Genomic DNA, 23,866 nt, shown 5'->3' with positions numbered 1-23,866 from the left:
CATACGGTGGCCCGATGCGGCTCCCGAGCACGGACACCTGGTTGGCGGCGGTGCTCGGCGGTGCCGGTGTGCTGCACCTCGCGCGACCGCGCATCTACGACTGGCTGGTGCCCCCGGAGCTGGGCAACGCGCGGGCGTGGGTGCTGGCCAGCGGCGTGGCCGAGCTGGGCACCGTGGCGCTGCTCGCCGCCCCGGCCACCCGCCGGGCCGGGGGATGGGCCGCCGCGGCGCTGTTCGTGGGCTTCGTGCCCGCGCATCTGCACACCTTCCGCGCGGTGCCCCGGAAGCCCGTGCCGCTCGCCGTCGCCACGGCGCGGCTGCCGCTGCAGCTGCCGCTGATCGGTGCGGCGCTCCGGGTGGCGCGCGGCCGCTGATCCGCCAGCGCCCCGCGTGGTTCCTGTCGGTGCCGGGCTGCACAGTGGCCGTCATGCGCAGGTGGCTCCCGCTGACGGCGATCTGCGTCGGCACCTTCATGCTCCTGGTCGACGTCACCATCGTGAACGTCGCCCTGCCCGACATCGCCCGGGACCTCGACACCAGCTTCACCCAGCTGCAGTGGGTGGTCGACGTCTACGCGCTGGCCCTGGCCGCGCTGGTGCTCGGCGCCGGCTCGCTGGCCGACCTCTACGGGCGTCGGCGCCTCTACCTGATCGGCCTGGTCGTCTTCGCGCTGTCGTCGCTGGCCTGCGGGCTCGCGCCCGACGCCGGCTGGCTGATCGCCGCGCGCGGGGTCCAGGGCATCGGCGGCGCCATCATGTTCGCCACCACCATCGCGCTGATCAACACCAGCTACGAGGGCCGGGACCGCGGGACGGCGTTCGGCATCTGGGGCGCCGTCCTCGGCGCGGCCGCCGCGCTGGGGCCGATCCTCGGCGGCGCGCTCACCGAGCTCGACTGGCGCTGGATCTTCTACGTCAACCTGCCGGTCACCGTGCTGGCCGTGGGAATGACGCTGGTCGCCGTCCGCGAGGCGCGGCAGCCCGGCGCCCCGCGGCCGGACGTGCCGGGCATCGCGTTGTTCTCCCTGGGCGCCGGTGCGGCCGTGTTCGGGCTCGTCCGGGCGGCGGCCGACGGGTGGGCCGGATCCTGGGGCCCGGTCGTCGCAGGCCTGGTCGTGCTCGCGGCGTGGGTGCTGGTCGAGCTGCGCCGCCCGGCGCCGATGCTGGACGTCCGGCTGTTCGCCGGCCGGTCCTTCAGCGGGATCATGCTGGCCGCGTTCGTGCTGAACGGCGCGGCGTTCGCGCTGCTCGTCTACACCTCGCTGTGGCTCCAGTCGATCGGCGGCCTCTCGCCGCTGCAGGCCGGGTGCGTCTTCATCCCGCTGTCGGTCGTGAGCTTCGTGGTGGCCGCCGGCGGAGGCCGCTACCTGCAGACGCAGCCGCCGCGCTTCGTGCTGGGCGGCGGGCTGCTGCTGATCGGCGCCGGCTGCCTGCTCATGACGTCGGTCGACGCCGATTCGACCTGGCGGACGCTCGTCGCCGGCCTCGCGGTGCTGGGCGCGGGTGTCGGCGTCGCGAACCCGACGCTGGCCTCGGCCGCGCTGGCCGCCGTCCCGCGGGAGCGCAGCGGCATGGCCTCGGGCGCGGTGAACACGGCCCGCCAGCTCGGGTTCGCCGTCGGCGTCTCGGTGCTCGGCACCGTCTTCGCCACCGGTGCCTCCGGTGCGCTGCGCGACGCCGGGACGCCCGATCCCTCCGGGGTCGCCTCGGCGCTGTCGGCCGGGCAGGCGCCCGGGATCCTGGCGGGGGCCGATCCGCAGGCGCGGGCGGGACTGGCCGACGCCCTCGGCAGCGGCTACGCCGCGGGCCTGGACGGTGTCATCCTCGCGGCAGGCCTGGCCGGTGTGATCGGAGGTCTGCTGGTGCTGCTGCTCGTGCGGGCCGCGCCGCCGGGTGCGCCCGCCGAGCCGTCGCGTCCGGCGGAGGCCGCGGCCGCGGCCGCGCACTGAGGGCTCGCCGGGTCCGGCCGTCGGGGCCAGACTGCGGACATGGCTGCTCCCATGCCCGACGACTGGCAGCGCGCCCTCGTCGTCGCGGCTCACCCTGACGACATCGAGTACGGCCTGGCGGCTGCCGTCGCGGTCTGGACGGCGGCCGGCAAGGACGTGCACTACCTCCTGGCCACCCGCGGTGAGGCGGGGATGGAAGGCGTGCCACCGGGCGAGGCGGGCCCGCTGCGCGAGGAGGAGGAGCGGCGCTCGGCCGCCGTCGTCGGCGTCCGGGAGGTGGAGTTCCTCGACCACCGGGACGGCACCCTCGTGGCCGGCCCGGAGCTGCGTCGGGACCTGGCAGCGGCGATCCGCCGGCACCGGCCCGAGCTCGTCGTCACCGGGTACTTCGGGGCGACGTGGACGCCGCCGGGGGTCTCACCGGCCTACGTGAACTCGGCCGACCACCGGGCGCTCGGGCAGTCGGTGATCGACGCGGTGGCCGACGCCGCGAACGAGTGGATCTTCACGGACCTGGACGAGGATCGCTGGACCGGCGTGCAGTACATCGCGGTGGGGGAGATGACCGACCCGCCGCACGAGGTGGACGTCGCCGACACCGTCGAGCTCGCCGTCGCCTCGCTGTCCGAGCACCGCCGCTACCTGGAGCTGCTCTCCGGCGAGCCGGTCGAGGAGCAGGCGCGCCAGGTGGTCGACATGTCGACGCTGAAGGAGGACGGCGGCCGCCGCGTCGGCTTCCGCCTGTTCTGGGGGTGACCCCGACCCCCTAGACTGCCGGCACGACGGACGAGTCGGCTGGGCGGTCGCGTCGGCGGGGGAGACCCCGTCGCCGAGGAACGTCCGGGCTCCACAGGGCAGGGTGGTCGTTAACAGCGACCCGGGGTGACCCGCGGGACAGTGCCACAGAGAACAGACCGCCAGTGCTCGCACTGGTAAGGGTGAAACGGCGGTGTAAGAGACCACCGCACACCGGGTGACCGGTGTGGCTCGGTAAACCCCACCCGGAGCAAGGTCAAGAAGGGACGACGGTTCGCCGCCGTCCTGCGCAGGCGTTCGAGGGCGGCCCGCCCGAGCCTGCGGGTAGACCGCTCGAGCCTGCCGGCAACGGCAGGCCTAGATGGATGACCGCCCATCGGGAGGCCGCAAGGCACCCGTGGACAGAACCCGGCGTACAGGCCGACTCGTCCGTCGTCCCCGCCTGATCTCCACCCCGATCGCTAGCGTCGCCGTATGCAGCCGCATCGTCGTGAGGTGGGGCCGGGACAAGGGCGGAACGTTCGCCTGGTCGGGCGGGTGTGGGTCGTTGCCGGGGCGGTTCTCGGGGCCGCGCTGGGAGGGCTCGTGGCGTACGCCGCGAGCGGCGAGCTGGCCTACGGCGGTCGGAAGCACATCGATCTCGAGGCCTATGTCGAGGACCAGAGTGCCTACGACCGCTCCATGATGCCGGGGGCACGCTGGGCGACGGACGAGCTGTGCGACGCCGGGCGTCCGTGCATCCAGGCGGTGGAGAGCGACACGCTGACGATGTACCGGTTCGAGGACCGGGAGGACGCGGTGGCGGCGTCACGCGAGTTCGCCGGCGAGGCGTACCTGTCCGGCTGGATCGTCGTCAGGTTCGAACCCGAGGGCCTGACGGCGGCGGAGCGCAGGGCGTTCGCCAGCTCTCTCGACTGCATCAACGTCGGGGTGGCCGAGGGCGGTCTCGAGTGCTGACCGTCGCTCAGGCGGCGAAGGTGGCCCGCACCAGGTCGCGCAGGTGCTCGTCCGGGATCCGGGCCATCTCGCGGTGCGGCAGCTTCAGCGTGCCCCGGTCGCCGCACAGCGTCGGGTAGCGGTCGCAGAAGCCGCCGCTGCGGTCGGCGTCCCAGCCGTACAGCGACAGCCCGTGCTTCCAGACGCCGACGTGCAGCCGGCGCTCGCCGACGACGAACGTGGGCATCGCGTAGGCCCAGGTCATCGTGGCCTCCGGGTGCTCGGCCAGGACCAGCGCGGAGAACCGGTCGAAGAGCGCCCGCCCGTCCGGGGTGAGTGCGTCGACGTAGCCGCGCACGGCCTCGTCGGGAAAGGGCTCCGGTCCGCTCATGCGGTCACTGTCCCGCACCGGGGGTCGCTGGCGCAGCCTCCCGGATCCCGGGCATTCGCTGTGCCAGGGTGGCCGCCGTGTCCGTGCTGCCCGCCGTCGTCCTCGGCGTCGTGGGCATCGCCGTCGGGACGGCGGTGAACCGGGCGGCCGCGCGCTACCCCTGGCCCAGCCCGCCGAGCGTCGCGGGAATGCTCGGGCCGGGCCCGCGCGCCGTCCGCCCGCCGGTAGTGGAGATCGTCGCCGCGGTGCTGTTCGCGGCGGTCGGCCTGCGTTTCGGCTGGTCGCCCGACCTGCCGGCCTGGGCCTGGTTCGTGGCGATCGGCCTCCTGCTGGCCGTGATCGACCTGCGCGAGAAGCTGCTACCCAACCGCGTCCTGCTGCCCGCGACCGTGGTCGCCGCCGGCCTGCTGGCCCTCGCGGCGGACCTCGACGACGCGTGGCCCGACCTGCTGCGCGCCCTGCTCGCGGGGGCCGCGTCGTTCGCCGTGCTGCTGGTCATGGCGCTGCTCGCACCGACCAGGCTCGGCATGGGTGACGTCAAGCTCGCCGCGCTCCTCGGGCTGGTGCTCGGCTGGTTCGGCTGGTCGGCCGTGCTGCTCGGATTCCTGCTCGGCTTCCTCCTGCAGGCCGTCGTCGGGCTGGCGCTGATGGCCGTCCGGCGGGCCGGCCGGGACACCGAACTGCCCTTCGGCCCCGCCCTGCTCACCGGAACGCTGGTGGCGGTACTTCTGACGGGGGACTGGGCCGCCCTGTAAGGGTGTTGCCACGCTCCGTCATCACGGTGCGTCACCGGTACGGGCGACGGAGTGTCACCGCATCGGGCTAGCGGGATGCCCGGAAACCCCCGGAAGTGCTCGTTCGGTGGTCCCCCCTCCGGGTGAGGGGGTTCCCCCAACCCCTTCTGGTCCGAGCGGCCGGACCCGATCTTGATGGAGCCGCGACCCTGGTCACCACGGCCCGACAAGTCGACGGCGGACCTCCTAGGAGATCACCGTGCTCAGCCTGTACACCGCTCTGCAGACCCTGGTCTTCACCACCGTCGACCGCATCAAGTCGCAGGAGAAGGGCGCCAGCGCCGTCGAGTACGCGCTGCTGGTGGCCGGCATCGCGACCGTCGTCGTGGCGGCCGTGGCGCTGTTCGGCCCGAAGCTGAACGCCCTCTTCACGAACATCGACGTCGACGGCGTGCAGTAAGCGACCTCGCCCCTGCGCAACCCGGGTCGTGGTCCGGCGGCACGGCTCTCCGGAGCCGTGCCGCCAGGCCCGCCCCAGCCCTCGGATCACGCACCGGAAGGAGGAACGTCATGAGTGCACCCCAGCGCCGGATCACCCGCCGGCTCGGTGGTGAGCGCGGGGCGGTGGCGGTCGAGTTCGCACTCGTCGTGCCGCTGCTGCTGGTTCTCCTCTTCAGCATCGTGTCGGTCAGCCGCGCCTTCCAGGTGCAGGCCACGCTCTCCGCCGCCTCTCGCGAAGCGGCCCGGACGATGGCGATCGAGAACAACGTCACGACGGCGAAGAACGCGGCTGTCTTCGCCGCGTCAGCGGCGTCCCTGCCGTTGAGCGCGGGACAGGTCGCGGTGTCGCCGGCGACCTGCACGGGCAAGCCGGCCACCCAGAACATCACCGTCACCATCACCTACTCGTTCCAGCCCGCCGGGAGCTTCGCCGGTGGCGTCGCGTTCCCGATCACCAGCAAGGCGGTGTTCCGGTGCGGCGGCTGATCCGCGGCCGGCGCGGCCGCTGGTCCGTCCCGAGCCCGATGGCCCGGCTGCGCTCCGAGGAGCGCGGTGGTGTCGCCGTCATGCTCGCGCTGCTCATGCCCCTTCTCTTCGGCGCGGCCGCCATCGGCATCGACAGCGCCGCCGTCTGGTCCGCCCGGCAGCAGGTGCTCAGCGGCGCCGACGCCGCCGTGCTCGCCGTCGCCACCGACTGCGCCCGCAACGAGTGCGGCAACATCAAGAAGACCGCCGAGGACGCCTTCTGGGCCAACGACCTGGCCGCCAAGCTGTCCAACCTGGGCGCGGGCGAGGGCTGGATCAAGGTCAGCGGTCGCAACATCAGCGTGACCCAGAAGATGCCGTGGGAGGTCAACCACTTCTTCGCCGGCGCGCTCGGTCACGACACCGGCCAGCTCTCGGTGTCCTCGTACGCACAGTGGGCCCCCCTGACCAGGGCCCGCTCCGAGCTCCCGATCGCCATCGGCTACTGCTCGTACCGCGCTCTGGCGCTGCCGCTGGCGGCCGAGAAGACCGTGTCCCTGGGTGTCGGCGAGACCTCCGGCGGCAACTGCTCGACCCCTACCGGGACGTCGGCGAGCGCGGGTATCGCCTTCACGGAGAGCGACGGATCCTGCCGGACGTCCACCGTGTGGAAGGGCACCTACACCCGCGAGAGCCCGGTGCTCCAGGGCCCGCTCCCTGACGGCTGCACCGACGCCTACTTCGCCTCCATGGTCGGCCGCGACGTCGTCATCCCCGTGTGGGACACCCAGCAGGGCCAGAACTACCGCGTGTACGGCTACGCCGCCTTCCGCGTGACCGGCTGGGACGGCTCGGGGGCCCGAAAGCTCACCGGCCACTTCACCTACCTGGCCCGTCAGGTGGACGACACCACCCCGCCCGACACCACGGCTCCCGACCTGGGTGCTCGTGCCGTCTTCCTCACCAAGAACTAAGGACGAATGATGCCTCGCCGATCCATCGCCGCGATCGCGGCCGTTCTCCTCGCCGTCTTCGGCGCCGTGGTGATCATCAGCTACGTCCGCGGCGCGGACACCCGGGCCCAGGCCGGCGAGCAGCTGGTCGACGTGCTCGTGGTCGACAGCGACGTCGCGGCCGGAACCTCCGTCGGGGACCTCGGTGGCAGCGTGTCGATCCAGCGGGTCCCCGAGCGCCTGCTGGCGCCAGGCGCCGTGGCCGACCTGTCCGAGCTGGCTGACCAGGTCAGCATCGCGGCGCTCGTGCCCGGTGACCAGGTCGTGTCGCCACGGTTCGCCGCCCCGCAGGATCTCGCGCCGGAGGGCACGGTCCCGGCTCCCGCGGGAACCGTCGAGGTCAGCGTCTCCCTCGACGCGCAGCGCGCCGTCGGTGGAGTGCTCAAGGCCGGGGACCTCGTCGGCGTGCAACTCGTCCAGCAGGACGCCCCGGTCGGCAGTGCGGGCGTCGAGCCGCTGGCCGGTGTGCCCGTGACCCGCGTGCTGGCTCCGGCCGCCGCGGACGACCCGAACGCGGTCTTCCTCATCACCCTGGCGCTCACGCCCGACCAGGCGAAGCAGTTCGTCGTCGGCTCCTCGGCGCAGGGCGTCTGGCTCTCGCTCGAGAAGGCAGCTCCGGTCTCTGCTTCCGACAGCCGCGTCGAGACCACCATCACCGCCCCCCTGGGAGACACCAAGTGAGCCTCATCCTGACCGTCGGCGTCGGCGCCGACCTCGCCACGAAGCTCGGCGAGCAGCACACCGGCAAGGTGGTCCACCTCGGTGTCGAGGTGCTCGACGCGCCCGGTGGGCTCGTCGCCCAGGTCGAGGAGGCCGCCGCGCCGCTTGCGGTGGTCCTCGGTCCCGCCGTTCCCCTCGAGGCCGCGTTCGCGCTGGCCGGACGGGTGGACGTCGCGGCCGCCACCAGCATCGTGCTGGTCGACGCGGACGCCGATCCGGAACTGTGGATGGCGGCCATGCGCGCCGGCGTCCGGGACCTGCTCAGCCCCGCCGCCACCGACGAGGACGTCGCCGCGGTGCTCGAGCGCGCGACGGAGCTGGCCCGGGTCCGGGCCGAGGCCGCACGCATCGCCGCGGGTGCGGGCCGGCCCGATCGCCGGGTCATCGTGGTCGCCTCGCCCAAGGGTGGCGTCGGCAAGACCACCGTCTCGACCAACCTCGCGATCGGGCTCGCCCTGTCCGGCACGGGGTCGACGGTCATCGTGGACCTCGACGTCCAGTTCGGCGACGTGGCCAGCGCGCTGGCGATGGCTCCCGAGCACACGCTGCCCGACACCGTGCAGGGGGCGGCCGCCACCGACCCGCTGGTGCTCAAGACCTTCCTCGGACGGCACCCCAGCGGCCTGTTCGTCATCGCGGGCAGCGACTCGCCGGCCGCCGGCGACGCCGTCACCGCCGATCAGGTGGCCCGGCTGGTCGACATGCTGAGCCGCGAGTTCCGCCACGTCGTCATCGACACCGCCCCCGGGCTGGCCGACCACACGCTGGTCGCCCTGGAGCGGGCGACCGACCTGGTCCTCGTCAGCAGCATGGACGTGCCGGGCGTGCGCGGCATGCGCAAGGAGCTCAACGTCCTGGAGGAGCTCTCGCTCATCCCGGACGGGCGGCACCTGGTGCTCAACATGGCCGATCCGGCCGGCGCCCTCTCGATGGCCGACGTCACCACGACGATCGGTGCACCGCTCGACGTCGTGCTGCCGCGGAACACGTCGGTGCCCCTGTCGACCAACACCGGCGTCCCCCTGCTCGAGGCCGAAGGACGGGACCCGGTCACCCGGGGTCTGCACGCGCTCCTGGCCCGGTTCCTGCCCGAGCAGGAGGACCTCGGCCGCGGTTCGGCTCCGGTCCTGTCCGGGCTCCTCGGTCGGCTCAAGGCCGGTGGCCGGTGAACCTCAGCGAGCGTCTCTCCCAGGCGCGCGGCGACGACGCGCTCAGCTCGGTCCCGGCGCCCCCGATCGCCCCCGAGGCCGGTCGCCTGGCCGACCGCGTCGCCTCGGTGGCGGCCGCGTCGGACGACGCCGGCGCCCCGCGCGGCACGGCGCCCGTCGCCGTGCTGACGCCGGTCGACGGGCTCGCCCGCCTCAAGGCACGCGCGAGCCAGGCGCTGTTCGACCGGCTGGGGGCCAAGCTCTCCGACCCCGACCTCCCCGAGGAGCAGCTGCACGGCCTGGTGCGCACCGAGCTGCAGCGGGTCATCGCCAACGAGCAGGGGAACGCCCTCTCGGTCGAGGACCGGCGCCGGCTGATCTCCGAGATCACCGACGAGGTCCTCGGGCACGGGCCGCTCCAGCCCTTCCTCGACGACCCGGCGGTCAGCGAGATCATGGTCAACGGGCCCGAGCTGGTCTACGTCGAGCGGAACGGGCGGCTGGTCCGCACGGGCGCGGCGTTCGCCTCCGAGACCCACCTGCGCCGGGTCATCGAGCGCATCGTGTCGCGGGTGGGTCGCCGCATCGACGAGAGCTCGCCGCTCGTCGACGCCCGGCTCGCCGACGGCTCACGCGTGAACGCCGTCATCCCGCCGCTGGCGTTCGGCGGCTCGTCGCTCACCATCCGCAAGTTCAGCGCCACGCCGTTCCGGATCAACGACCTCATCGGCTTCGGCACCATGACGCCGGAGATGGCCGAGCTGCTGCACGCCTGCGTCGAGGCCCGGCTGAACATCATCGTCTCCGGCGGTACCGGGACGGGAAAGACGACGCTGCTCAACGTGCTCTCGTCGTTCATCCCCGACTACGAGCGGATCATCACGATCGAGGACGCCGTCGAGCTCCAGCTCCAGCAGGAGCACGTCGTCCGGCTGGAGTCCCGGCCGCCGAACATCGAGGGCAAGGGTGCGATCAGCATCCGTGACCTGGTGCGGAACTCGCTGCGCATGCGGCCCGACCGCATCGTCGTCGGCGAGGTCCGCGGCGGCGAGGCGCTGGACATGCTCCAGGCCATGAACACCGGCCACGACGGCTCGCTGTCGACGGTCCACGCCAACAACCCCCGTGACGCGATCGCGCGGCTCGAGACGCTGGTGCTGATGGCCGGCATGGACCTGCCGCTGCGCGCCGTCCGGGAGCAGGTCGCCTCGGCCGTCGACGTCGTCGTGCAGATCTCCCGGCTCCGGGACGGCACCCGGCGCATCACCCACGTCACGGAGGTCCAGGGCGTCGAGGGCGAGACCGTCACGATGCAGGACGCGTTCACGTTCGACTACTCGGCCGGCGCCGACCTCAACGGCCGGCTGCTGGGGAAGGCCGTTCCCACCGGGGTGCGGCCGCGGTTCGTTGAGCGCTTCGCCGAGCTGGGCATCGCCCTGTCGCCGCGGGTCTTCGGGCACACGGCGGAGCGGACCCCGGCGGGGAAGCGGTCGTCATGACCGGGCTCCTCTGGATCGGCGTCCTCGCGGTCGTCGCCGGCCTGGCGCTCGGCGGCCTCCTGATCGCCACGCCCCGGCGCCCGACGGTGCCGCTGAGCAGGCTGGCCCCGGACGCCGCGCCGCCGCAGAGCCGGCTCGCCGGTGCGGCGGCGGACGCAACGGCCCTGGCCGAGCGGCTGCTGCGCAGGATGGGCCGCAGCGGTCAGCTGCAGTCGGTCCTGGAGCAGGCGGGCATCCAGGCCCGCCCGGCGGAGGTGCTGGTCATCTGCTCGGGAGCCGTGCTCGGCGCCGGTGCCGCAGGCATCGTGCTCAGCGGTGCCGGAGCCGGCTTCCTGCTGGCCCTGGTCGCGGTGCTCGGTGTCGTGGCGACGATCTCGGTGCGGCGCAGCCGCCGCCGGGCCGCCTTCATGGAGCAGCTGGACGACTCGCTGCGCCTCATGGCGAGCAGTCTGCGGGCCGGGCACAGCGTGCTGCGCGCCCTGGACGCCGTCTCCCACGACGCCGAGTCGCCGACCTCGGAGGAGTTCTCGCGGGTGGTCAACGAGACCCGTGTGGGTCGGGACGTCAACGAGGCGCTGGCCGAGGTCGCCGAGCGGACCGGCAGCGAGGACTTCGCCTGGGTCGTGCAGGCCATCTCGATCCACCGGGACGTCGGTGGCAACCTCGCCGAGGTGCTCGACGGCGTCGGGAACACCATCCGGGAGCGCAACGAGCTGCGCCGTCAGGCGCGGGTGCTCTCGGCCGAGGGCCGGTCCTCGGGTGTCGTGCTCTTCACCCTGCCGCTCGCCGTCAGCGGCCTGCTCGCGGTCGTGGCGCCGGACTACATGTCCCCGCTCCTGCGGTCGTCGGCCGGTCTGGTCATGCTCGCGGTCGCCGCGGGCCTGATGTGCGTGGGCGCGCTGTGGCTGCGTTCCATCGTGAAGGTGAGGTTCTGATGAGCCCGGTCCTCCTGCTCGGGGTGGCCGCGGTCGCCGCGGGCCTCGGCTGCATGACGTACACGCTCGCCGGCACCTCCGGGCGCGCGCTGTCGATCGCCCGCCGCAACCTCACCCGTGGTCTGGCCGTGACCACGCGCGAGGTCGGGTCCCTGGAGTCACGCGGCACGGGGGCCACCGCGTTCCTGCGGGTCATCACCCTCGACTCGGAGGCGCGACGGGCACGGCGTCTCGTCGAACTCGCCGGCTATCCGCGGGGCCTCACGCTCACCCGGGTGCTGTGGGCCAAGCTCGCCTTCTCCGGGACCGCGGCGCTCGTCGGTCTGAGCATCCTGGCCGGCGGAGCGGGGCCGCTGATGTGGCTCCTCGTCCCCGCCGTGGTCGCCGGCGCCTACCGCCTGCCGGAGGCCATCCTGTGGAGTCGCGCCCGGGAGCGGCGGACGACGATCATGCACGAGCTGCCCGACGTCCTGGACCAGATGACGGTCGCGGTCGCCGCGGGACTCGGCTTCGAAGCAGCCCTCTCGCGGGCCGCTGCCAACGGCAAGGGCCCGCTCGCCGACGAGCTGTCCCGGACCCTGCACGACGTCGCGATCGGCCGCCCGCGCCGCGAGGCCTACAACGCCCTCGTGGACCGGACCGACGTCACCGACCTCAAGCGTTTCGTCGCGGCCGTCAACCAGGCCGACGCCTACGGCATCGCGATCGCCGACGTCCTCCGGTCGCAGGCCCAGGAGATGCGGGTCAAGCGGCGCCAGCGGGCCGAGGAGCAGGCGATGAAGGTGCCGGTCAAGGTCACCTTCCCGCTGATGCTCTGCTTCCTGCCGGCGCTGCTGATCACCGTGGTCGGCCCTGCCGTTCTCGGGCTCATGGGCAGCATGGGCTGAGCAGCTCATGCACCGAGTGCGACGAACTCGTGGCCATCGAACGCTGATGGCCACCAGTTCGTCGCACTCGTGCGTCCGGGATCAGCGGGGCTGGGCCGGGTTGGTCGGGTCGCCGTGCGACGGGGGGTTGACCGGCGGGCCGGACGTCGCCTCGGACGCCTTGGAGCCGGCCTCGGCCGGGGCCGGTGCGTCCGCGCCGACGGCGGCCGGGTTGCCGCCGGAGGGCTGCGCCCCGTTCTTCAGGCTGGTCAGCCGGCTCTCCATCACCCGCACGACCTGGAAGCGGTTGGCGTGGGCCTTCTCGTAGTCCAGGAGCGTGGTCAGGTCCTCGGCGTCCAGGGTGCGGATGCGGGACGTCAGCGAGCCCACGGGCAGGTGGTCGTAGTCCTTCAGCGGCAGATCGCGCTCGGGCACGTCTCGTCCTCTCGGTGGGTCCTCGTTCTCGGTCGGGGAGCGGCTACCCCCGGGCCCAGGATCCGACACGGGTGTGAGGCAGCGGTCGGTGGGTAGGCGGCGACGACGCGTCCCCGACGCAGCCGCACCGGAGAAGGAGTTCCCCGTGACCGACCCGCACCAGCCCGCCACCCCGCCCGGCACCGACGAGGGCGACATCGAGCGCCGCTCGGCGCTCGCCGAGCACCTGGGCAAGGAGGTGTGGCCGGCCGACCGCGACCAGCTGATCGCCAAGGCCCAGGAGGACGCCACCGTCCCCGACCGCGTCCTCGCCGACCTGCGCCGTCTGCCGGAGGGCCAGCAGTTCGAGAACGTGCAGGACGTCGCCCGCGCACTGGGCCTCGGCACCGAGCAGCAGCGGTTCTGATGGCGACCCAGAAGGAGCCGAGCGCCGAGGCCCTCGACAACGTCACCGAGGGCAACATCGCCAGCCGCGCCGAGCTCCTCCCCGAGGAGGCGGCGATGAAGGGCAGCGGCATGGAACAGATCGCCGCGGAGGTCATCCTCGCCGAGTCCGAGGAGCGGACGGTCGACGCCGACCCCGACGACGCCCAGGGCGGGCACCGGCAGTCGTCGGACACCGCCGACCTCCCCTGAGCTGACCGCACCCGGGCCCGCCGTGCCGTTCTTCGACGGGCTCGAGGAGTCGCGGGTCGACGTCGGCGACGGCGTCGTCCTGCGGCTCCGGGCCGGCGGCACCGGCCCACCGGTGGTGCTGCTGCACGGCCATCCGCGCACGCACACGACCTGGCACCGGGTCGCACCCCTGCTGGTCGCAGCCGGGCACACCGTCGTCTGCCCCGACCTGCGCGGCTACGGAGGCTCCTCGAAGCCCGAGACCACCCCGGACCACGCGCCCTACTCGAAGCGGGCGATGGCCGGCGACGTCGTCGCGCTGATGCGCGCGCTCGGCCACCATCGGTTCGCCGTCGTCGGCCACGACCGGGGCAGCTACGTGGGCCTGCGGACGGCGCTGGACCACCCCGGGGCGGTCACCTCCCTCGCCGTCCTGGACTGCATCCCGATCGTGGAGCACCTCGACCGCGCCGACGCCCGGTTCGCCACCGCGTGGTGGCACTGGTTCTTCTTCGCCCAGCCCGAGAAGCCGGAGCGGGCCATCTCCGCCGACCCCGAGGCCTGGTACGGGTCACTGGCACCCGGCCGGGTGGAGGTGATGGGGGCCGAGAACCACGCCGACCACCTGGCCGCCATCCGGAACCCGGCCACCGTGCACGCGATGCTCGAGGACTACCGGGCCGGCCTGGGCGTCGACCGCGCCGCCGAGGAGGCCGACCGGGCGGCCGGCCGACGCGTCGGCTGCCCCACCCTGGTGCTGTGGTCGGCCCGCGACGACCTCGAGGAGCTGCACGGCGACCCGCTGGCGATCTGGGCGGACTGGACGACCGACCTGCGCGGTGGCGGGCCGATCGACAGCGGGCACCACCTGGCCGAGGAGGCCCCCCACGAGCTGGCCGCGGCGCTGATCCCGTTCCTGGCGGCGACCGCGTGATGTGATCTTGGGCGGCTCCCCGGGTAGTGGCCGGGCAGCACCCCGAGGAGGAGAGGTCATGCCGAAGACCACCAAGAAGGGCGACGCCAAGAAGTCGGAGCTGCCCAGCACGCTGCTGCGGTCGCCGAAGAAGGCCCAGCGCACGTTCGCGAAGGCGCACGACTCCGCCGCCGACGAGTACGGCGACGAGCGCCGCGCCAACCAGGTCGCATGGGCCGCGGTCAAGCACTCGTTCGAGAAGGTGGGCGACCGCTGGGCGCCCAAGGAGGGCGGCAAGAAGGGGCCCTCCGACGCCCAGGCACAGGGCGGCCGCGGCACGAACCGGGAGACCAAGGGCGGCGTCGACGCCAACGCGACGAAGGATCACCTGAAGAAGATCGCGAAGAAACTCGACATCTCCGGGCGGTCGACCATGAAGAAGAAGCAGCTCGTCGACGCGATCCAGAAGGCCAGCACGAAGAAGACCGCGGACGCCCGCAAGAAGAGCGCGAAGAAGTAGCGCCCCGTCCCGGCCGGCCGGCGAGCGTCAGCCGGCCGGGACGAGGGCCAGCTCGGTCTGCCTCCGGCCCAGGTACTCGACGCCGGCCGGGGTCAGCGAGATGCCCTGCTCGAGCCCCAGGCGCACGCACTGGCCGTTCCACTCGGGTACCGGCCGGCGCACCGCCAGCTCGAGGGCGTAGGCGGTGTCCAGGTGCACCGGGTAGCTGCCGGCACCCGGCACGGCGGCCTGCTCGTCCCACTGGCCGATCGCCGGCCCGGCGCCGTGGCCGTGCACGCCGATGGGGTGGGAGTAGACGTCGGCGTCGATCCCCGCGGCCGCCGCCGCGGCCCGCGCGGCGGCCAGCACCTCGTCGCCGGTGCGGCCCGGACGCAGCTCCGCGACGGTGAGGTCCTGCATCCGGTTGCCCGTGGCGAGCAGCTCCCGGAGCCCGGCGGGCGCGGCGCTCTCACCCGGCTTCAGCACGTAGGCGGTCCGCTGGGTGTCGGTGCGCAGCCCGAGGCTGGTCAGGCCGACGTCGCAGTGCACCAGGTCGCCCGGCTCGATGACGGCGTCGTACGGGACGGCGGGCAGCAGCGCCCCGCCCTGCTCCACCAGCGGGACGCCGGCGCGCTGCAGCGAGACCGACGGCTGGAACCACGGCTCCACCCCCAGGTCGTGCAGCCGCTGCCGCAGCCACCAGGCGACGTCGATCGCCGTCGAGATTCCCGGCGTGACGGCGGTGGCGAAGGCATCCGCGACGACGTCTGCGGTGAGCCGGTTGAGCGCGTGCAGCGCCCCGATCTCCTCCGGCAGCCGGGTCTCCAGCCAGGAGATGACCAGCGGCTCGGCCGGCACCAGGCGGTCGGCGTGGGGCCCCAGCGCCTCGACCAGCTGCCGGTGCTCGCCGTGCGAGAGACCGTCGGCGAGGGCGAAGTCGGCCGAGACGTCGATGCCGATGCGCGCCGGGTCGGCCTGCTCGACGAAGCGGCGGACGACGTCCCACTCGCAGTCCGCCGGAGCGTCGCCCACGTCGGCCGGCAGGAACTGGCCGACGGGATAGCGCGAGACGGCGACGGGGGTGACGCCGTCGTCGCTGCGGTGCAGGAGCAGCACCGTGCGCCGTCGCGCCGACAGCCAGGCCGCCGGCAGCAGGGTCGCGAGCACCGGGTCCTCGTTGTACTCGCGGCCCGCGACGATCCACAGGTCGATGCCGGTGCGGTCCATCAGCACGGGCAGCAGGTCCAGCAGCCGCTCGGTCAGCCAGCGGTCGCGGACGTCGGCCTGCTCGCGCAGCGGCAGGGGCACCGTCCGCGTCGGATCAGGCGCGAGGGGCGACATGCCCCTAGCGAAACAGAAGTTCGCGGAACCTACCGGTCGAGCACCCGGTCGGGTGGGCGGCAGCCCCGAGGGGCCGGTGGGCCCTCGGGCGCCCGGTCCGCCGGGGCCGGACGGGGCGGCTGGTCGGCCACCGCCACCCGGTCGCGGCCGCCGCGCTTGGCGGCGTACATCGCCGTGTCGGCCCGCTCCACCAGCCGCCACATCCCCGTCACCGGGTCGTCGTCGTCCGGAGCGGCCACCGCCAGGCCGACGGACGCGGTCACGATGAGCCCGGCCTCGCCGCGTGATCCGGCGACCGCCGCCCGGAGGCGCTCGGCCAGCCGCTCCGCCTCCTCGGGCAGGTCGACCGTGCTCACCACGACCAGCTCCTCGCCGCCGGTGCGCGCCAGCAGGTCGGTGGGGCGGACGGTGGCGGTCAGGGACCGCGCGACCGCGCTCAGGACGTCGTCGCCGACCGCGTGGCCGAACTCGTCGTTGAGCCGCTTGAAGTGGTCCAGGTCGAGCACGACGGCGCTCAGCAGACCGCTCTCGCGGCGCGTCTGGGCCCAGAGCCGCGGCGCCTGCTCGACGAGGTACCGGCGGTTGTAGAGCCCGGTCAGCGGGTCCTGGCGGCTGAGCATCTCGGTCGCGGTGAGCAGCCGCTGCACGCGGCGCCGGAGGAGGAACACCCCGGCGGACGCCGCGTTCAGCGTGGCGGCGCTCACCCCGACCTGCGCGAGGAGGCCGACGGTGCTGTCGTAGCTGGGCCACAGCGCGGCCAGGCACACCCCGGTGATCACGACCATGTGCACGAGCAGCGGGCGCGGCCGGAGGAACCACGCGGCGGCCAGTGCCGGGAACAGCAGCATCAGCGGGGTCGCGTACCGCAGCGGGTCCTCGATGCAGAGCACGACGACGAGGTAGATCAGGTCACCCAGCAGCACCAGGGCGAGCGTGTGCCGCTGGCCCACCCGGCCCCGGACGGCGAGGTTCCCGGCGAGGGCGAACAGCAGCAGCATCGTGACGGCGTAGGCCCAGCGGGGTGCGCCGTCCCGGAGCACGCCGTCGACGACGAGGTTGATCGAGCCCATGAGCGCGCCGATGACCAGCAGCGCGGCGAGGGAGAGCGCGGCCACGCGGCGGTCGAGGCCCGACGGGGTGGGCGGCTCCGTGCTGTCCCCGCGGTGCGGGGGGACGGAGCGTAGGGGGCCGATCACCGGAGCAGGATGCCGTACCGCGCGACATTGCGACACGGGTACCTGCGCCGTTCTGTCGTGCAACACCCGATCGGGCGCCTCCGAACGCCTCCGAGCGGGCGGATGCCGCCGGTGCGAGAGTGGGGCTTCCGACCAGCAAGGGGAGGCACGGATGGCCGACGGACCCTGGTTCTACTGCTTGAAGCACAACACGGTCGAGACCCGGGACGGGTGCGCCGAGCGGCACCGGCTGGGCCCGTACGAGACCCGCGAGCAGGCCGAGCACGCGCTGGCCTCGGTCGCCGAACGGGAGAAGCAGATCACCGACGAGGACCGGAAGTGGGAGGGCGACTGACGGTCCCCGCGGTCGTCCCTGGATGATCGGTGCAGGAGCCGGGCCGTCCGGTGCCGCGGAAGGGGCTGACGTGACCGAAGGTCGTGCGGTGGAGGAACTGGTCGTCGGGATTCTCGGAGGCACCGGGCCGCAGGGCCGCGGGCTCGCCGTCCGCCTGGCCGCTGTCGGACAGCGCATCCTGCTGGGCTCCCGCGACGCCGAGCGCGCCGCCGAGGTGGCCTCCGACGTCGCCGCCCGTGCGCTGACCGCGTCCGCCGGCGCCGAGGTCTCGGTGCAGGGCGGGTCCAACGCCGACGTCGCGGGCGCGGCCGACCTGGTGATCGTCGCCGTCCCCTTCGACGGGCACGCCGCGACCCTGGCCGAGCTGGCGAGCCCGCTGGCCGGCAAGATCGTCGTCGACTGCGTCGTCCCGATGGGGTTCGACGAGCTCGGCGCCTACGTGCTCGACGTCGCGGAGGGCAGCGTGGCCCAGCAGGCGGCCGCCCTGCTGCCCGACTCCCACGTGGTCGGCGCGTTCCACCACCTCTCCGCCACCCTGCTCGAGGACCTCTCCAGGCCCACGATCGACGGGGACGTGATGGTCGTGGGCGACGACCGCGCCTCGATGGACACCGTGCAGGCGCTGGCCGGCCGGTTCCCGGGCATGCGGGGCATCTACGCCGGCCGGCTGCGCAACGCCCGGCAGGTCGAGGCGCTGACGATCAACCTGGTCTCGGTCAACCGCCGCTACAAGGTGCACGCCGGAGTGCGCGTCACCGACGTCTGACCTGACCCGTTCCGCCCGCCGCGCGACTCTGCTGGCGAGATGCGGACGTTGCCGCCGCGATCGCGCCGGCAACGTCAGCATCCGGGCGGCAGAGTGCGCGACCGGGGACGTCCACAGGGCGCGCACCTGTCCACCGATGACGCGGAGACCGATCCATCGGTTCGGCGACCCGGCACCGTAACGACATGGAGACATGGCGCCCGCCCGACCTGGTCCTCCGCCGCGCGGCACTGGCGGAAGGCTGGTCGGACGACGAGCTGCAGCGGCAGATCGCGCGCGGTGAGCTGACCAGGATCCGGCCCGGTGCCTACCTGCCGGGCACCCCGGACAGCCATCCGACCGTCCGGCACCACGAGCTGGTCACCGCCACCCTCGCGGCGCTGCGCCGTCCTGCGGTCGTGAGCCACCAGTCGGCCGCGGTGCTCCACGGGCTGCCGCTGTGGGGCGTCCCGCTCGACCGCGTGCACGTCACCCGGCGGCCTCCGGCGTCCAGCGCCGTGGGCCGGTACCTGTGCTGTCACGTGGCCGGACTGGCCGACGACGACGTGGTGCTGGTGGACGGCGTCGCGGTCACGTCGCCGGCGCGCACGCTCCTCGACCTGGCCCGCGCGGTGCCGTTCGAGCCGGCGGTGGTCCTGCTCGACGCGGCGCTGTACCGGCGCATGGTCGACCGCCTCGCCCTCGACGAGCGGGTCGCACGCCTCGGCCGCGTGCCGGGTGCCCGGTCAGCAGCGCGCGCAGTGCGGTTCGCCGACAGCAGGAGCGAGAGCGTGGGGGAGAGCCGCAGCCGCGTCCTGCTCGCCCGGATCGGCCTCGCGCCGACCACGCTGCAGCTGGAGGTGCACCGACACGACGGCGCCTTCCTCGGGCGGGCCGACTTCGGCTGGGAGGACGCGCGGCTGCTCGGCGAGTTCGACGGCCGGATCAAGTACGGCCGGCTGCTGCGACCGGGTCAGGATCCGGGTGACGCCGTCTTCGAGGAGAAGCGCCGGGAGGACGCGTTCCGCGACGAGGACTGGGGCGTCGTCCGGTGGACGTGGGGTGAGCTGACGCCCGCGGTGCTCGGCCCTCGGGTGCTGCGGGCCCGCGAGCGAGGCCGCCGACGCCTCGGATGACGCACTCTGCGCGCGGGTTCGGGACGTTGCCGCCGCGATCGCAGCGGCAACGTCCGCAAACCGCGCGCAGAGTGTGGTGTCCGGGTGGGCGGCTCAGTCGAAGGAGTGCTCGGGGCCGGGGAAGACGCCGCCGCGCACCTCGCCGGCGAACTCCTGCGCGGCCCGCAACAGCTCAGCCCGCAGGTCGGCGTACTTCTTGACGAACTTCGGCACCCGGCCGCCGTTGAGCCCGGCCATGTCGGGCCAGACCAGCACCTGGGCGTCGCAGTCGACCCCGGCGCCGATGCCGACGGTCGGGATGGACAGCTCCTTGGTCACCTCGGCGGCGATCGCGGCCGGCACCATCTCCAGGACGACGGCGAACGCCCCGGCCTCCTGCACGGCCCGGGCGTCGGCGAGCAGCTGCTCGGCACCGGCGCCGCGGCCCTGCACCCGGAACCCGCCGAGGGCGTGCTCGCTCTGCGGCGTGAAGCCGACGTGCGCCATCACCGGGATGCCCGAGTCGTGCAGCAGCTTGATCTGCGGCGCCACCCGCACGCCGCCCTCGAGCTTGACGGCCTGGGCGCCGCCCTCCTTCATCAGCCGCACGGCGGTCTCGAAGGCCTGCTGCGGTCCGGACTCGTAGGAGCCGAACGGCAGGTCGGCCACGATCAGCGCGCGCGTGGTCGAGCGGGTGACCGCCTTGGTGAGCAGCAGCATGTCCTCGACCGTCACCTGCACGGTGCTGGTGTGCCCGAGGACGACGTTGCCGGCGGAGTCACCCACGAGCATGACCGGGATTCCGGCCTCCTCGAAGATGGCCGCGCTGTAGGTGTCGTAGGCGGTGAGCATCGCCCACTTCTCGCCCCGCTCCTTGGCCTGCTGCAGGTGGTGGATGCGGACCCGGGCGCTCGACGTCCCCCCGTAGAGAACCGACTCCGTCATGGTTGAGCTCCTTCGCGCACGGTGGGCAGGGTCTCCCGCCACCGGTTGGTCACGGGCAGCCGCCGGTCGCGGCCGAACGCCTTGAGGCTGATCTTGGTGCCGGGGGCCGACTGGCGGCGCTTGAACTCGGCGGTGTCGATCAGCCGGAGCACCCGCGCCACCACCTCGGGGTCGTGCCCGCGCTCCAGCAGCTCGGCCAGGCCGAGGTCGCGGTCCACGTAGTCGGCGATGACCGCGTCGAGCACGTCGTAGGACGGCAGCGAGTCGCTGTCCTGCTGGCCGGGGGCGAGCTCGGCCGAGGGCGGCTTGTCGATGGAGTTCTGCGGGATCGGCTCGGTCTCGCTGCGGTCGCGGGCGTGCGCGTTGCGCCACCGGGCGAGGTCCCAGACCAGGGTCTTGGGCACGTCCTTGATCGGGGCGAACCCGCCGGCGGCGTCGCCGTAGAGCGTGGAGTATCCGACGGCGACCTCGCTCTTGTTCGACGTCGCCAGCAGCAGGTGCCCGTGCTGGTTGGACAGCCCCATGAGCAGGGTGCCGCGCACGCGGGCCTGCAGGTTCTCCGCGGCGACCCCCGACAGCTCGACCGACGCCTCGTAGGCGTCGACCATCGGCGCGATCGGGACGACGGAGTAGTGCATGCCCAGGCGCCGCGCGGAGTCCTCGGCGTCGGCCAGCGAGTGCTCGCTGGACCACTTCGAGGGCAGGCCGACGCCGTGCACCCGGTCGGCGCCCAGCGCGTCGACGGCGATCGCGGCGACCAGGGCGGAGTCGATGCCCCCGGACATGCCGAGCACCACCGAGGGCATGCCGTTCTTGTCGATGAAGTCGCGCAGGCCCAGCACCAGCGCCCGCCAGACCTCCTCGCAGTCGCTCAGCGGCTCGACGACCGTCGCGGGCCGCCGGTCGAACGCGGGCACCGGCTCCTCGGACACGACGTGCCGGGTGACGGTCATCGGGCCGATCCGGCCCGCGCGCCGCTCGGGCACCGAGGAGGGGTCGAGGTCGAGGTCGATCGTCGCCAGGTGCTCGACGAACTGGGGGGAGCGGGCCAGCAGCGTGCCGTCGGCGGCCACGGCCATCGAGTCGCCGTCGAAGACCAGCTCGTCCTGCCCGCCCACCTGGTTGCAGTAGAGGACCGTCGCGCCTGCCTCGGCCGCGCGCCGGCGCACCAGCGGCAGCCGCAGGTCGTCCTTGGCCCGCTCGTAGGGGGAGGCGTTGGGCGAGACGACGAGGTCGACGCCGGCCTGCCCGGCGATCCCGCACGGACCGCCCTCGACCCAGAGGTCCTCGCAGATGGTGAGCGCCACGTCGATCCCGTGCAGCCGCACGATCGGCAGCTCGGTGCCCGGCACGAAGTAGCGCGCCTCGTCGAAGACGCCGTAGTTGGGCAGGTGCCGCTTGTAGTACCGGGCGACGACCTCGCCGCCGAACAGCAGCGCCGCGGCGTTGCGCGGTGCGCCGCGACGCGGGTTGGCGTCGCCCGGGCGGTCGTCGTCGGTGGGGGTGGAGTCGACCGGGGCCGGGCCCGCGCCCGGCGTGTGCGCCAGGTAGCCGACGACGACGGCGATGCCGCCGAGGCCCTGGTCGGCGAGCGAGGCGGCGAGCTCCACCAGCGCGCGCTCGCTGGCCCGCGCGAAGGACTCCCGCAGGACGAGGTCCTCGGGCGGGTAGCCGGTCAGCGTCATCTCGGGGAAGACCACGAGGTGCGCGTGCTCCTCGGCGGCCTTCGCCGTCCATCGGACCACGAGTTCGCTGTTGCCCTCGAGGTCGCCGACCCGGGTGTCCACCTGGGCCATCGCCACCCGCAACTGCACCGGTCGTTGATCACTCACGCCGCACAGTCTGGTCTCGGAGCAGGGACGAGGGCCAGGCGGGGGCGCCGCTCGCAGGCCGGCGCCGCGGACACCGGGCCGGGTGGTGCCGGCGTCTCGTCGGTGTTTGATCAACGATTCCTGGTTCTAGAGTGACCGCATGGACGAGGACCGCCCTTCCGCCGTCGATGCCGTGGCCGCACTGGCCGAGCCGACCCGGCGCCGGGTCTACGACCACGTCGTGCGGCAGGTCGCGGCGGTCGGCCGGGACGACGTGGCCGAGGCGCTGACCCTGCCCCGGGCCACGGCGGCGTTCCACCTGGACCGCCTGGTCGCCGAGGGGCTGCTCGACGTCCACTTCGAACGGCGCAGCGGCCGCACCGGCCCGGGCGCGGGCCGGCCGGCGAAGCTGTACCGGCGGGCCGCGTGCTCGCTGAGCGTCTCCCTGCCCGAGCGCCGGTACGACCTCGCCGGCGAGCTGCTGGCCGCCGCGCTCGAGGAGGCCGAGCGGTCGGGTGAGCGGCCCGGGGTCGTGCTGGACCGGCGGGCTCATGAGCGCGGGCGGGAGCTCGCCGCGGCGGCCGGTGGGCCGGCCGGTCGCGAGACGGTGCTGCGCGTCCTCGAGGACCACGGCTTCGAGCCGCGCTCCGAGGGCGACACGGTCACCCTGGGCAACTGCCCCTTCCACAGCCTCGCGCAGCAGCACACCGAGCTGGTCTGCGGCATGAACCTCCGCCTCCTGGACGGCCTGCTCGACGGTGCGGGTGGGGGAGTGGGCGCCCCGTTCACCGCTCGCCTGAGCCCGGAACCGGGTCGGTGCTGCGTGCGGCTGGAGCCCGCCACGACGGGCTGAGAAAAGGGCCGCGGCCCGTTGACAGGGGTGTGGTCCGGGTCTCTACTTCTAACCATTATTGGTTTTAGAAGGGAGCCGCCATGAACACCCACCTGACCCGTTCGCACCCCGACGCACGCCGGTCGCTCCGGAGCTCCGACCCGGGGTACCAGGCGTTCCTGCTGCTGCGCACGGTCTTCACCGTCGCGCCGATCGTCTTCGGGCTGGACAAGTTCGCCGACGTCCTGACCGACTGGCCCGACTACCTCGCCCCCTGGATCGACCGGATCGTGCCGGGCACGGCGCAGCAGGCGATGTACGCCGTCGGCGTCGTGGAGGTGCTGGCCGGCCTGCTCGTCGCGGTCGCGCCGCGGATCGGCGGCTGGGTGGTGGCCGCCTGGCTCGCCGGGATCATCGTGAACCTGCTGACGATCCCCGGGTTCTACGACGTGGCCCTGCGCGACTTCGGCCTGCTCGTCGCCGCTGTCGCCCTCGCGCGACTGGCGGTGCGCTACGCCCCGACGATCCGCCTGGGTGGCGGAGCATGACCGCCCCGATGCCGGAGGTGGCCGAGGTCCGGTCGCACCGGTTCCGCGTCGTGCGCGGCCGCGCCGGACTGGACCTCGACGGCGCGGAGCAGGCGGTCACCGGCCTGCTCCGTGCCCTCGGGAAGGACCCTGCCGAGCCGCACCTCGCCGACACGCCGCGCCGGGTCGCCGCAGCCTTCGCCGAGATGCTGACGCCGCCGTCGTTCGACCTGACCACGTTCCCCAACGACGAGGGCTACGACGAACTGGTGATGGCCACCGCCATCCCGGTGCAGTCCCTCTGCGAGCACCACCTGCTGCCCTTCACCGGAACCGCGGCCATCGGGTACCTGCCCGGGGACCGCATCCTGGGCCTGTCCAAGCTCGCGCGCGTCCTGGACCTGTTCGCACGCGACCTGCAGGTGCAGGAACGCCTGACCCAGCAGGTCGCCGACTGGCTCCAGGAGAACCTCGCCCCCCGCGGCGTCGGTGTCGTCCTCCGCGCCGAGCACCTGTGCATGTCGTTGCGGGGAGTGCGGGCCCGTGGCGCCCGCACGACGACCTCGGCCCTGCACGGCGTGCTCCGGGAGGACGCGCGCTCCCGCCAGGAGTTCTTCGCCCTCGCCGGAACAGGGGAGTGAGCGCG

General features: G+C 73.6%; 29 protein-coding genes and 1 other RNA gene. 24 read left to right on the top strand and 6 right to left on the bottom strand.

Annotated features, from left to right (window positions below):
* Positions 1–14: 14 nt before the first annotated feature.
* From CRP29_RS17785 to CRP29_RS17765, 5 genes are all read left to right on the top strand, one after another.
* Positions 15–374: a DoxX family protein gene (locus CRP29_RS17785; protein ID WP_097196366.1), complete on the top strand. Its 360-nt coding sequence runs from the start codon at positions 15–17 to the stop codon at positions 372–374.
* 53 nt (positions 375–427) lie between these two features.
* Positions 428–1,948: an MFS transporter gene (locus CRP29_RS17780; protein WP_097196495.1), complete on the top strand. Its 1,521-nt coding sequence runs from the start codon at positions 428–430 to the stop codon at positions 1,946–1,948.
* A 39-nt stretch (positions 1,949–1,987) separates the two neighbouring features.
* Complete coding sequence (locus CRP29_RS17775; RefSeq protein ID WP_097196365.1) at positions 1,988–2,704, top strand: PIG-L deacetylase family protein; 717 nt, start codon at positions 1,988–1,990, stop codon at positions 2,702–2,704.
* A 31-nt stretch (positions 2,705–2,735) separates the two neighbouring features.
* Positions 2,736–3,136, top strand: an RNA gene (gene rnpB / locus CRP29_RS17770) — RNase P RNA component class A.
* Between the two features lie 153 nt (positions 3,137–3,289).
* Complete coding sequence (locus CRP29_RS17765; RefSeq protein ID WP_141437162.1) at positions 3,290–3,661, top strand: hypothetical protein; 372 nt, start codon at positions 3,290–3,292, stop codon at positions 3,659–3,661.
* Between the two features lie 7 nt (positions 3,662–3,668).
* Here CRP29_RS17765 and CRP29_RS17760 read toward each other — a convergent pair whose 3' ends face one another.
* Entirely contained in the window at positions 3,669–4,031 is a 363-nt protein-coding gene (locus CRP29_RS17760) for a DUF1801 domain-containing protein (protein WP_097196363.1), read from the bottom strand.
* Positions 4,032–4,108: 77 nt separating this feature from the next.
* Between CRP29_RS17760 and CRP29_RS17755 the strand changes: the two genes are divergently transcribed.
* The 9 genes from CRP29_RS17755 (at position 4,109) to CRP29_RS17715 (ending at position 11,933) form a co-directional block, all read left to right on the top strand.
* Positions 4,109–4,786 carry a prepilin peptidase gene (locus tag CRP29_RS17755; protein WP_245852994.1) on the top strand — a complete coding sequence of 226 codons (678 nt, stop codon included), beginning with the start codon at positions 4,109–4,111 and terminating at the stop codon, positions 4,784–4,786.
* 238 nt (positions 4,787–5,024) lie between these two features.
* Positions 5,025–5,225, top strand: a complete 201-nt coding sequence (locus tag CRP29_RS17750) for a Flp family type IVb pilin (protein WP_101541103.1) — start codon at positions 5,025–5,027, stop codon at positions 5,223–5,225.
* 110 nt (positions 5,226–5,335) lie between these two features.
* Positions 5,336–5,752, top strand: coding sequence for a TadE/TadG family type IV pilus assembly protein (locus CRP29_RS17745; RefSeq protein WP_097196360.1), 417 nt, complete (start codon positions 5,336–5,338; stop codon positions 5,750–5,752).
* Positions 5,740–6,705, top strand: coding sequence for a TadE/TadG family type IV pilus assembly protein (locus tag CRP29_RS17740; RefSeq protein WP_097196359.1), 966 nt, complete (start codon positions 5,740–5,742; stop codon positions 6,703–6,705). Before CRP29_RS17745 ends, CRP29_RS17740 begins: the two co-directional genes overlap by 13 nt.
* Positions 6,706–6,714: 9 nt before the next feature.
* The gene (locus tag CRP29_RS17735) at positions 6,715–7,425 is read left to right on the top strand and encodes a CpaB family protein (protein WP_097196358.1); all 711 of its coding nucleotides are present in this window, start codon (positions 6,715–6,717) and stop codon (positions 7,423–7,425) included.
* Positions 7,422–8,633 (top strand): CpaE/TadZ family protein, encoded by a 1,212-nt coding sequence (locus CRP29_RS17730; protein ID WP_097196357.1) that lies wholly within the window; start codon positions 7,422–7,424, stop codon positions 8,631–8,633. Before CRP29_RS17735 ends, CRP29_RS17730 begins: the two co-directional genes overlap by 4 nt.
* Positions 8,630–10,111 (top strand): TadA family conjugal transfer-associated ATPase, encoded by a 1,482-nt coding sequence (locus CRP29_RS17725; RefSeq protein ID WP_097196356.1) that lies wholly within the window; start codon positions 8,630–8,632, stop codon positions 10,109–10,111. Before CRP29_RS17730 ends, CRP29_RS17725 begins: the two co-directional genes overlap by 4 nt.
* Positions 10,108–11,046, top strand: a complete 939-nt coding sequence (locus tag CRP29_RS17720) for a type II secretion system F family protein (protein ID WP_097196355.1) — start codon at positions 10,108–10,110, stop codon at positions 11,044–11,046. Before CRP29_RS17725 ends, CRP29_RS17720 begins: the two co-directional genes overlap by 4 nt.
* On the top strand, positions 11,046–11,933 hold the full coding sequence (locus tag CRP29_RS17715) for a type II secretion system F family protein (RefSeq protein WP_097196354.1): 888 nt from the start codon (positions 11,046–11,048) through the stop codon (positions 11,931–11,933). The genes CRP29_RS17720 and CRP29_RS17715 overlap by 1 nt, the downstream gene beginning before the upstream one ends.
* 81 nt (positions 11,934–12,014) lie before the next feature.
* On the opposite strand, the gene CRP29_RS17710 is transcribed toward CRP29_RS17715, so the two are convergent.
* Positions 12,015–12,347: a DUF8129 domain-containing protein gene (locus CRP29_RS17710; protein ID WP_097196353.1), complete on the bottom strand. Its 333-nt coding sequence runs from the start codon at positions 12,345–12,347 to the stop codon at positions 12,015–12,017.
* A 145-nt stretch (positions 12,348–12,492) separates the two neighbouring features.
* On the opposite strand from CRP29_RS17710, the gene CRP29_RS17705 reads away from it, so the two are divergent.
* Genes CRP29_RS17705 through CRP29_RS17690 form a run of 4 tightly spaced genes read left to right on the top strand, consistent with a single transcriptional unit; the run spans position 12,493 to position 14,395 of the window.
* Positions 12,493–12,753, top strand: coding sequence for a DUF2795 domain-containing protein (locus CRP29_RS17705; RefSeq protein WP_097196352.1), 261 nt, complete (start codon positions 12,493–12,495; stop codon positions 12,751–12,753).
* A complete protein-coding gene (locus CRP29_RS17700; RefSeq protein WP_097196351.1) occupies positions 12,753–12,983 on the top strand; it encodes a hypothetical protein in 231 nt (76 codons plus the stop codon). The genes CRP29_RS17705 and CRP29_RS17700 overlap by 1 nt, the downstream gene beginning before the upstream one ends.
* Before the next feature lie 22 nt (positions 12,984–13,005).
* Complete coding sequence (locus CRP29_RS17695) at positions 13,006–13,896, top strand: alpha/beta fold hydrolase (protein WP_097196350.1); 891 nt, start codon at positions 13,006–13,008, stop codon at positions 13,894–13,896.
* Between the two features lie 58 nt (positions 13,897–13,954).
* On the top strand, positions 13,955–14,395 hold the full coding sequence (locus tag CRP29_RS17690; protein WP_097196349.1) for a ChaB family protein: 441 nt from the start codon (positions 13,955–13,957) through the stop codon (positions 14,393–14,395).
* 27 nt (positions 14,396–14,422) lie between these two features.
* Here the strand turns inward: CRP29_RS17690 and CRP29_RS17685 are convergent, their stop codons facing one another.
* Both CRP29_RS17685 and CRP29_RS17680 read right to left on the bottom strand, forming a co-directional pair.
* A complete protein-coding gene (locus tag CRP29_RS17685) occupies positions 14,423–15,715 on the bottom strand; it encodes a M24 family metallopeptidase (RefSeq protein WP_097196348.1) in 1,293 nt (430 codons plus the stop codon).
* Between the two features lie 29 nt (positions 15,716–15,744).
* On the bottom strand, positions 15,745–16,911 hold the full coding sequence (locus CRP29_RS17680) for a GGDEF domain-containing protein (protein WP_245852991.1): 1,167 nt from the start codon (positions 16,909–16,911) through the stop codon (positions 15,745–15,747).
* Positions 16,912–17,062: 151 nt separating this feature from the next.
* Between CRP29_RS17680 and CRP29_RS17675 the strand changes: the two genes are divergently transcribed.
* The 3 genes from CRP29_RS17675 (at position 17,063) to CRP29_RS17665 (ending at position 19,126) form a co-directional block, all read left to right on the top strand.
* Positions 17,063–17,245: a hypothetical protein gene (locus CRP29_RS17675; protein ID WP_097196347.1), complete on the top strand. Its 183-nt coding sequence runs from the start codon at positions 17,063–17,065 to the stop codon at positions 17,243–17,245.
* A gap of 70 nt (positions 17,246–17,315) precedes the next feature.
* Positions 17,316–18,011, top strand: a complete 696-nt coding sequence (npdG, locus tag CRP29_RS17670; protein WP_097196346.1) for an NADPH-dependent F420 reductase — start codon at positions 17,316–17,318, stop codon at positions 18,009–18,011.
* A gap of 185 nt (positions 18,012–18,196) precedes the next feature.
* A complete protein-coding gene (locus tag CRP29_RS17665) occupies positions 18,197–19,126 on the top strand; it encodes a hypothetical protein (protein ID WP_097196345.1) in 930 nt (309 codons plus the stop codon).
* Positions 19,127–19,219: 93 nt separating this feature from the next.
* Here CRP29_RS17665 and panB read toward each other — a convergent pair whose 3' ends face one another.
* Positions 19,220–20,050, bottom strand: coding sequence for a 3-methyl-2-oxobutanoate hydroxymethyltransferase (gene panB / locus CRP29_RS17660; RefSeq protein ID WP_097196344.1), 831 nt, complete (start codon positions 20,048–20,050; stop codon positions 19,220–19,222).
* On the bottom strand, positions 20,047–21,882 hold the full coding sequence (locus CRP29_RS17655; RefSeq protein WP_245852989.1) for an NAD+ synthase: 1,836 nt from the start codon (positions 21,880–21,882) through the stop codon (positions 20,047–20,049). The genes panB and CRP29_RS17655 overlap by 4 nt, the downstream gene beginning before the upstream one ends.
* 139 nt (positions 21,883–22,021) lie before the next feature.
* On the opposite strand from CRP29_RS17655, the gene CRP29_RS17650 reads away from it, so the two are divergent.
* The 3 genes from CRP29_RS17650 to folE all read left to right on the top strand — a co-directional run bounded on the left by CRP29_RS17650 (position 22,022) and on the right by folE (position 23,861).
* Positions 22,022–22,714 carry a helix-turn-helix transcriptional regulator gene (locus tag CRP29_RS17650; protein ID WP_097196343.1) on the top strand — a complete coding sequence of 231 codons (693 nt, stop codon included), beginning with the start codon at positions 22,022–22,024 and terminating at the stop codon, positions 22,712–22,714.
* Positions 22,715–22,794: 80 nt separating this feature from the next.
* A complete protein-coding gene (locus CRP29_RS17645; RefSeq protein ID WP_097196342.1) occupies positions 22,795–23,241 on the top strand; it encodes a DoxX family membrane protein in 447 nt (148 codons plus the stop codon).
* Entirely contained in the window at positions 23,238–23,861 is a 624-nt protein-coding gene (gene folE / locus CRP29_RS17640; protein WP_245852988.1) for a GTP cyclohydrolase I FolE, read from the top strand. Before CRP29_RS17645 ends, folE begins: the two co-directional genes overlap by 4 nt.
* The last annotated feature ends 5 nt before the right edge of the window (positions 23,862–23,866 follow it).

It is taken from the genome of Blastococcus aggregatus (assembly GCF_900221005.1).
GTDB classification, from domain to species: Bacteria; Actinomycetota; Actinomycetes; order Mycobacteriales; family Geodermatophilaceae; genus Blastococcus; species Blastococcus aggregatus.
Note: the sequence above shows the minus strand (reverse complement) of the source record. Positions and strands in the feature narration are given on the sequence as shown.

Coding starts and splice junctions, on each gene's coding strand:
- CRP29_RS17785 (WP_097196366.1), top strand. CDS start 15: ATGCGGCTCCCGAGCACGGACACCTGGTTGGCGGCGGTGCTCGGCGGT.
- CRP29_RS17780 (WP_097196495.1), top strand. CDS start 428: ATGCGCAGGTGGCTCCCGCTGACGGCGATCTGCGTCGGCACCTTCATG.
- CRP29_RS17775 (WP_097196365.1), top strand. CDS start 1,988: ATGGCTGCTCCCATGCCCGACGACTGGCAGCGCGCCCTCGTCGTCGCG.
- CRP29_RS17760 (WP_097196363.1), bottom strand. CDS start 4,031: ATGAGCGGACCGGAGCCCTTTCCCGACGAGGCCGTGCGCGGCTACGTC.
- CRP29_RS17745 (WP_097196360.1), top strand. CDS start 5,336: ATGAGTGCACCCCAGCGCCGGATCACCCGCCGGCTCGGTGGTGAGCGC.
- CRP29_RS17735 (WP_097196358.1), top strand. CDS start 6,715: ATGCCTCGCCGATCCATCGCCGCGATCGCGGCCGTTCTCCTCGCCGTC.
- CRP29_RS17720 (WP_097196355.1), top strand. CDS start 10,108: ATGACCGGGCTCCTCTGGATCGGCGTCCTCGCGGTCGTCGCCGGCCTG.
- CRP29_RS17715 (WP_097196354.1), top strand. CDS start 11,046: ATGAGCCCGGTCCTCCTGCTCGGGGTGGCCGCGGTCGCCGCGGGCCTC.
- CRP29_RS17700 (WP_097196351.1), top strand. CDS start 12,753: ATGGCGACCCAGAAGGAGCCGAGCGCCGAGGCCCTCGACAACGTCACC.
- CRP29_RS17690 (WP_097196349.1), top strand. CDS start 13,955: ATGCCGAAGACCACCAAGAAGGGCGACGCCAAGAAGTCGGAGCTGCCC.
- CRP29_RS17685 (WP_097196348.1), bottom strand. CDS start 15,715: ATGTCGCCCCTCGCGCCTGATCCGACGCGGACGGTGCCCCTGCCGCTG.
- CRP29_RS17675 (WP_097196347.1), top strand. CDS start 17,063: ATGGCCGACGGACCCTGGTTCTACTGCTTGAAGCACAACACGGTCGAG.
- CRP29_RS17665 (WP_097196345.1), top strand. CDS start 18,197: ATGGAGACATGGCGCCCGCCCGACCTGGTCCTCCGCCGCGCGGCACTG.
- panB (WP_097196344.1), bottom strand. CDS start 20,050: ATGACGGAGTCGGTTCTCTACGGGGGGACGTCGAGCGCCCGGGTCCGC.
- CRP29_RS17650 (WP_097196343.1), top strand. CDS start 22,022: ATGGACGAGGACCGCCCTTCCGCCGTCGATGCCGTGGCCGCACTGGCC.
- CRP29_RS17645 (WP_097196342.1), top strand. CDS start 22,795: ATGAACACCCACCTGACCCGTTCGCACCCCGACGCACGCCGGTCGCTC.
- folE (WP_245852988.1), top strand. CDS start 23,238: ATGACCGCCCCGATGCCGGAGGTGGCCGAGGTCCGGTCGCACCGGTTC.